The sequence below is a fragment of the Rhodopseudomonas sp. genome, assembly GCF_048594845.1.
Lineage (GTDB): Bacteria > Pseudomonadota > Alphaproteobacteria > Rhizobiales > Xanthobacteraceae > Rhodopseudomonas.
Map to the genome: position 1 here is coordinate 1 of NZ_JBMDXE010000203.1, position 6,625 is coordinate 6,625.

Here is a 6,625-nt window from a genome sequence, read left to right on the forward strand (position 1 = left end):
TTCTCCGGATCGAACAGCGGCGACAGATGCGGTTGCCGCGCGTCGATGGTGATCAGGTCGGCGCGCTTGCCGACTTCGAGCGATCCGGTTTCGGTCAGCCCGATGCCGCGGGCGCCCTCGACCGTCGCCATGCGCAGCGCCCGCGCGGCAGTAAGCGCCTGCGGATCGTTGGCCGCGGTCTTCGCGGTCGCGCATGCGTATTTCATGCTCTCGAACAGATCCTGCCCGCAGTTCGCCGCCGCGCCGTTGGTGGCGAGGCCGCAGGTGATGCCTGCGGTGAGGAAGTCGCGGATCGGCGGGAAGCCTGTGCCCCAAAACAGCCGGGTCGGGGGGTCGAACAACACGGCGGTGCCGCTCTGCGCCAGCAGTTCGATCTCGCGCGGCGACACGTCGGAACAGGCGATCGCCTGCACATCGGGGCCGAGGCAGCCGACTTCGTCGAGCAGTTCGACCTGCCGGATGGCGCGGCCGTAATGGCGCTCGATCAGCAGATTGAATTCCGGAGACTCGGCGACGTGCATGTGCAGCGCGATGCCGTTGTCGCGCGCGATCTTGCGCGTCTTGCGGAAGCCGTCCTCATCGACGACCCAGGGTAGCAGCGGGCCGATCGAGAGGCGCAGCCGGCCGCCATTGCTGCCGTGCCAGCGGGCCGCGAGCCGACCGACGCGCTCAGCCTGCTCGTCCGAGGTCTCGCAGAATTGCGGGGCGAAATGACGCGCCTGCGTGGCGCGCGCCACCGTGCCGCGGACTCCGCTGTCCTGCATCGCGCGAAACGCCCAGTCCTCTACGTCCGCGCCGTTCGGCGGCATGAAGATGTTTTCGACCAGGCTGGTATTGCCGTTCTTGATCTTCTCGACGCAGCCCAGCAGCTCGGCGCTGTAGAGCGCGTGCGGATCCATCGCCGCCATCATCGGCATGATGAGATCGAGCCATTCAAGCAGCCGCCGCTCCGGGCCGATGGTGCGGCCGAATGCCATGCACAGATGCGTGTGAGAGTTCACCAGCCCCGGCATGACGATCCGGCCGGTGGCATCGATCACCTGGTCACACGGCGTCGCGGCCTTGTCGCCGCAGCGCTCGATCGCGATGATGTCGCGCCCCTCGATGACGATGCGGCCATCCTGGATGATGCGGCCGGAATGATCCATGGTGAGCACCAGACCGTGCTCGATTGCGACGCGCGTCATCGGAATCATCAGCCGGTCGGCCGCTCCCTGCAGTGCGTCGGAGGAGGGAGGGCGATCAACGGATCGACCATTCGGCTCGAACGCGAGCCGGGCAGCGGCTCGTTAGTTGATGGCGCAGCATTGTTGATTGTCTCGCGTTCATGTCGAAAAAATTATCGCGTCGTTGACTTAAGTCAAATTCATGGAAATAATTCTCTACATGAATTCTGTTGATGCGGTAAGCCCGGCTGCACACAAATGCTGCGGCCTGCAAATGATTAGTTCAGCGCTTGAATAATGCGCGTGCGTTCGCCGATCCGAGCGCTCGGAGCGACTTCGACGTCGCTGATCGGATTCAAGCAAGGCTCGCGCACAAGCGGTGCGCTCAGCGGCGCGGAACTCGCCGACATGATCGCCGTCGCGCGTCGCTCATAATTGCACGTGGTGAAATTGTCGCTGCAGTGACGTCGGACTGATGTGACTGCGCGCGACCGAGGCCTTGACCTCCAACATTGGATCACCCCATGCGCTCCATTCCCAACGCTCTCCAGGCCAAACTCGACTCGGGCGTCACCACGTTGGCGCAGTGCTGGATCGTGCGGCGGCGCGACGGAGCCGTGCTCGGATTCACGGATCATGATCGCGACCTGGCGATCGAGGGCGTGAGTTGTCGCGCCGGGACGGGCTTCACGGCGTCGGAGGCCGCGCAGCGGTTCGATCTGTCGGTCGACGGCGCCGAGATTTCCGGCGCCCTCGCGGATGATCTGCTCAACGAAGCCGATCTCGCGGCAGGGCATTACGATGCGGCAGCGATCGAAAGCTGGCTGGTCGATTGGACCGAGCCGGCGCTGCGGCTGCTGACCGCGCGCGGGAGGCTCGGCGAAGTGCGGCGCGAGGGACGGGCGTTCACCGCCGAACTGCGCGGGCTCGCCGATCTGCTGTCGCAGGAGAGCGGACGGCTCTACACCGCGAGTTGCGGCGCCGATCTCGGTGACGGGCGCTGCCGCGTCGATCTGGGCGGCGCCGCCTGGCGCGGCGAAGGCAGCGTCGCGGCGGCGTTCGGCGTTTCGACCTTTGCGGTGGCGGGGCTCGGCGGTTTTGCGGCGGGACTGTTCACCGGTGGGCGGCTGAGCTGGCGCAGCGGCGCCAATGCTGGCGCATCGATCGAGATCAAGCAGCACCGCGTCGTCGGCGGAGAGGTGCGGCTGTCGCTGTGGCAGGCGATGGCCGAGCCGGTCGCGCCCGGTGATGGCTTCGTGATCACCGCCGGCTGCGACAAGAATTTCGCGACCTGCCGCGATCGCTTCGGCAACGCCGCCAATTTCCGCGGCTTCCCGCAGATCCCCGGCAACGACTTCGTCGTCGCTTATCCGGTGCCCGGCACCTCCGGCGGCGGCGGGTCGCTCAAGGGCTGACGGCGACGCTTGTTCCATCACGGGATGAATTCCATGAGTAGAGTGATCACGCGCGACGCGCTGGTCGCCGAGGCGCGCAGCTGGATCGGCACGCGCTATCGGCATCAGGCGTCGGTGAAAGGCGTCGGCTGCGATTGTCTCGGGCTGGTGCGTGGCGTCTGGCGCGGCTGCATCGGCGACGAGCCGGAGGCACCGCCGCCTTACGCGCCGGACTGGGCGGAAGCGCGCGGCGAGGAGGCGCTCGCCGCGGCAGCGCTGCGCCATCTGGCGCCGGTTGGTTGCGACGCATTCGGCGCTGGCGATGTGCTGCTGTTTCGCTGGGCCGATACGTGCGTCGCAAAGCACGCCGCGATCGCGAGTTCGGCCACCACGATGATCCACGCTCATGACGGCGCTGCGGTCTGCGAGATCGCGATCGCACCGTGGTGGCGGCGGAGACTGGCCTATGCGTTTGCGTTTCCGGGTGTGAGCGTGTGACGAGAGCCTATGGCGGCTTGATAATCAGGTGCGCCCGTGGGGATCGCGTCGTGCAATGGTGTGGCTATAGCCGCATTGCTAAGACTGCGCGCCTCCGGCTGGCGCGGTGTCGTGGTTGGCGGACTGGGTCTGGGTGATCATGCGGCGGATCGCGGCGACGGTTTCGCGCGGCAGATGCTTATGGGCGGCGAGAGCGATGTAGAGCGCGTGCAGCGTGTTGCGGCGCGCGTCCGGAGAGGTCGGTTTGTCGCTGCGCACGCCTTCGGCGAGGCCGAACAGGCACTGCGTGGCAAGATCGAGATCGTAGCCCCAGGCCCAGCTCCACATCCGCACCGCAGTGGACCAGCCGCGATGATACGCGCGCAGCGCCACGCCGGCTTCGAACAGTGCCTTGGCCGCGGCGTCCCGCTCCGCTTCGCTCGAGGAGACATCGACCGCGTAGTAGCGTTCGGCTGCCTGCAAGGCCGCAATGCGCTGCTGCTGCAAGGCGACCACCGGCTTGCCGATGAAATACACGGCAAACCACGCCGCGATCGCGGCTCCCGCACCTGCCAGCAATTCCTGCATTTTACGATCCCGTGACGGCCCCCGCCGCGACGACGCTACGATGCAAATACCGCGATATCCGTCAATGCGGCGGGACTAATCAATCCGTCTCAGTCGGACGCTCGGCGCGTCCGCTCATCCGCAAAACGCATCGACGAAAGAACGACGGGCGACCCGTCAACATGTGATGCCCGGCTCCCGGGTATCCCGGCTTCCGGGCGAAGCCGCGGCAAAGATGCAAATAGCCGGGTAGGCCCGGCCATGACGCATTGCTGCGCGGGTCGTCTCTTCTGCGGGCAAACCACTTCTTTAGGGCTGAATCTCATGGCTGCTCTCGTGCTTTCCGTCGCCGGCGCTGCGGTCGGTTCGTTGTTCGGGCCCGCGGGGGCGATCGCCGGGCGGATCGCTGGCGCGCTGGTCGGCAATGCGCTCGATCAGTCGCTGTTCGGCGGCGGTGCCCGTAAGGTCGAAGGGCCGCGCCTTGCCGATCTCGACGTGATGGCCTCGACCGAAGGCGCGCCGATCCCGCGCGTGTACGGCCGGGCGAGGCTCGCAGGGCAGGTGATCTGGGCGACGCAGCTCGAGGAAGTGATCAGCAACGAGGAGAGTTCGGCGGGCGGCAAGGGCTTTGGCGGCCCGACCACCACGACCACGACCTATACGTACTTCGCCAATTTTGCTGTCGGACTATGCGAAGGGCCGATCGGCCGCGTCGCGCGGATCTGGGCCGACGGCAAGCCGCTCGATCAGGCGGGACTGAACTTGCGCGTCTATCGTGGTGGCGAGGATCAGGAGCCGGACGGGCTGATCGTCGCCAAGCAGGGCGCCGGCAATGCGCCGGCCTATCGCGGCCTCGCTTACGTGGTGTTCGAGCGGCTGCCGCTGGCCGATTTCGGCAACCGGATTCCGCAGCTTTCATTCGAGATTATCCGTCCCGTCGGCCTGCTCGAACAGATGGTGCGTGCGGTGACGCTGATCCCGGGCACCACCGAATTCGGCTACGAGCCAACGACGCTTGTGCAGCTCGTCGACAAGGGCACGTCGAAGCCGGAGAACCGCCACATCGTACAGGCGCCGTCCGACGTCGTCGCCGCGCTGGACGATCTGCAAGGCGTGTGCCCGCGACTCGAGCGTATCGCGGTGGTGGTGGCGTGGTTCGGCTCCGACCTGCGCGCCGGGCAATGCACGGTGCGGCCGGGCGTGGAAAGCCGCGACAAATGGCTCGGCCTCACGACCTGGTCGGTCGATGGCGCGAGCCGCGACGACGCCTGGCTGGTGTCGCAGGTCGGCGGCCGGCCGGCCTTCGGAGGCACGCCGACCGACGACAGCGTGACGCATCTCATCCGCGACCTGAAAGGCCGCGGCCTCAAGGTGACGTTCTATCCGTTCGTGATGATGGACGTGCCGGCCGACAACGCGTTGCCGAATCCGTGGACCGGCGCGGGGCCGCAGCCGCCTTATCCCTGGCGTGGTCGCATCACCTGCGATCCGGCGCCGGGGCAGCCGGCCTCGCCGCAGGGCACCGCAGGCGCGGCGGGGCAGGTGAACAGCTTTTTCGCCGGCGGAGCCTGGAATTATCGGCGGATGATCTTGCACTACGCGCGGCTGTGCGCGGACGCGGGCGGGGTCGACGCCTTCCTGATCGGTTCGGAGCTGCGCGGGTTGACGCGCATCCGCTCGGGGCCGGGCGTGTATCCGGCGGTGCAGCAGCTCGTTGCGCTGGCGACCGACGTCAAGGCGATCGTCGGCGGCGGCACGCTGGTGACCTATGGGGCCGACTGGACCGAATACGGCGCCGACGTGGTGACGCCGGATGCCGGCGAGGTGCGGTTTCCGCTCGATCCGCTGTGGGCGTCGCCGGCGATCGGGGCGGTCGGCATCGATTACTATGCACCGCTCGCCGACTGGCGCGACGATGCCGGCCATCTCGATGCAGCGGTTGCTGTCTCGACCTACGACCGCGATTACCTGGCGCGCAACGTCACCGCCGGCGAGGCGTTCGACTGGTACTACGCGAACGACAGCGCCCGCGCGGCGCAGCGCCGCACGCCGATCACCGACGGCCTGGGCAAGCCGTGGACGTTTCGCGTCAAAGATATTCGGAGTTTCTGGGAACAGCCGCATCACGAACGCGTCGGCGGCGCGGAGCTGGCGACGCCGACGGCGTGGGTGCCGATGAGCAAGCCGGTGTGGCTGACCGAGGTCGGCTGCCCGGCGGTGGACAAGGGCGCCAACCAGCCCAGCGTGTTTCCCGATCCGAAATCCAGCGAGAACTTTGCGCCGTATTTTTCCAGCGGCGATCGCGACGACCTGATCCAGCGCCGCTATCTCGAGGCGATCCTCGGCGCGTTCGATCCGGCGTTCGGCGCCGGCGATGCGCGCAATCCGGTGTCGACGCTGTATGGCGGGCGAATGATCGATCCCGCGGCGATCCATCTCTGGACCTGGGACGCGCGGCCCTATCCGGTGTTTCCGGGCGCCGAGGACGTCTGGAGCGACGAGCCGAACTGGCAGACCGGGCACTGGCTGACCGGTCGGCTCGGCGGCGCGCCGCTCGATGCGCTGGTCGGGCAATTGCTCGCCGACAGCGCAGTCGGCGGCGTCGATGCGTCGGCGCTGCGCGAAAGCTGCGAGGGTTATGTGGTGGACCGGCCGATGACGCCGCGGGCGATGATCGAGCCGCTTGCCATGGCCTATGGGTTCGACGCCGCCGCGGCCGACGGCGTATTGCGCTTCGTCCAGCGCGGCGGCGCGCCGATCGCCGAATTCACCGAGGACGACCTGGTGCTGCCCGACAAGGGCGCGCCGTCGCGGCTGACGCGGGCGCAGGAGACCGAGTTGCCGCACGAGATCGCGGTCGGCTTTTCGGATGCGCTGGCGGAGTATCGCCGCGCCGCCGCGGCATCGCGCCGGCTGGTCGGCGGCGCCGCCCGGAGCGGGGCCAGCGACCACGCGGTGATCACCCCCGCGGCGGCGGCCCCGCGCCGTGCCGAGATCCTCCTGCCGGATCTGTGGGCGGGG

Annotated in this window: 5 protein-coding genes; 3 read left to right on the forward strand and 2 right to left on the reverse strand. The window is 67.8% G+C overall.

Annotated elements, in window-relative coordinates; all coding sequences use genetic code 11:
* Positions 1-1,187: amidohydrolase family protein (locus ACOJTD_RS13145; RefSeq protein WP_420133350.1), on the reverse strand; the 1,187-nt coding region annotated here is incomplete at its 3' end.
* Between the two features lie 503 nt (positions 1,188-1,690).
* On the opposite strand from ACOJTD_RS13145, the gene ACOJTD_RS13150 reads away from it, so the two are divergent.
* Both ACOJTD_RS13150 and ACOJTD_RS13155 read left to right on the forward strand, forming a co-directional pair.
* Positions 1,691-2,581 (forward strand): DUF2163 domain-containing protein, encoded by an 891-nt coding sequence (locus ACOJTD_RS13150; RefSeq protein WP_420133351.1) that lies wholly within the window; start codon positions 1,691-1,693, stop codon positions 2,579-2,581.
* Positions 2,582-2,614: 33 nt separating this feature from the next.
* Complete coding sequence (locus ACOJTD_RS13155; protein WP_420133352.1) at positions 2,615-3,058, forward strand: peptidase P60; 444 nt, start codon at positions 2,615-2,617, stop codon at positions 3,056-3,058.
* 78 nt (positions 3,059-3,136) lie between these two features.
* Here ACOJTD_RS13155 and ACOJTD_RS13160 read toward each other — a convergent pair whose 3' ends face one another.
* Entirely contained in the window at positions 3,137-3,625 is a 489-nt protein-coding gene (locus tag ACOJTD_RS13160; RefSeq protein WP_420133353.1) for a hypothetical protein, read from the reverse strand.
* Positions 3,626-3,928: 303 nt separating this feature from the next.
* Between ACOJTD_RS13160 and ACOJTD_RS13165 the strand changes: the two genes are divergently transcribed.
* On the forward strand, positions 3,929-6,625 hold a 2,697-nt coding region (locus tag ACOJTD_RS13165), incomplete at its 3' end, for a baseplate multidomain protein megatron (RefSeq protein ID WP_420133354.1).

Bases quoted from the DNA above. Each gene is read 5' to 3' on its own strand.
- ACOJTD_RS13150 (WP_420133351.1), top strand. From the start codon at position 1,691: ATGCGCTCCATTCCCAACGCTCTCCAGGCCAAACTCGACTCGGGCGTC.
- ACOJTD_RS13155 (WP_420133352.1), top strand. From the start codon at position 2,615: ATGAGTAGAGTGATCACGCGCGACGCGCTGGTCGCCGAGGCGCGCAGC.
- ACOJTD_RS13160 (WP_420133353.1), bottom strand. From the start codon at position 3,625: ATGCAGGAATTGCTGGCAGGTGCGGGAGCCGCGATCGCGGCGTGGTTT.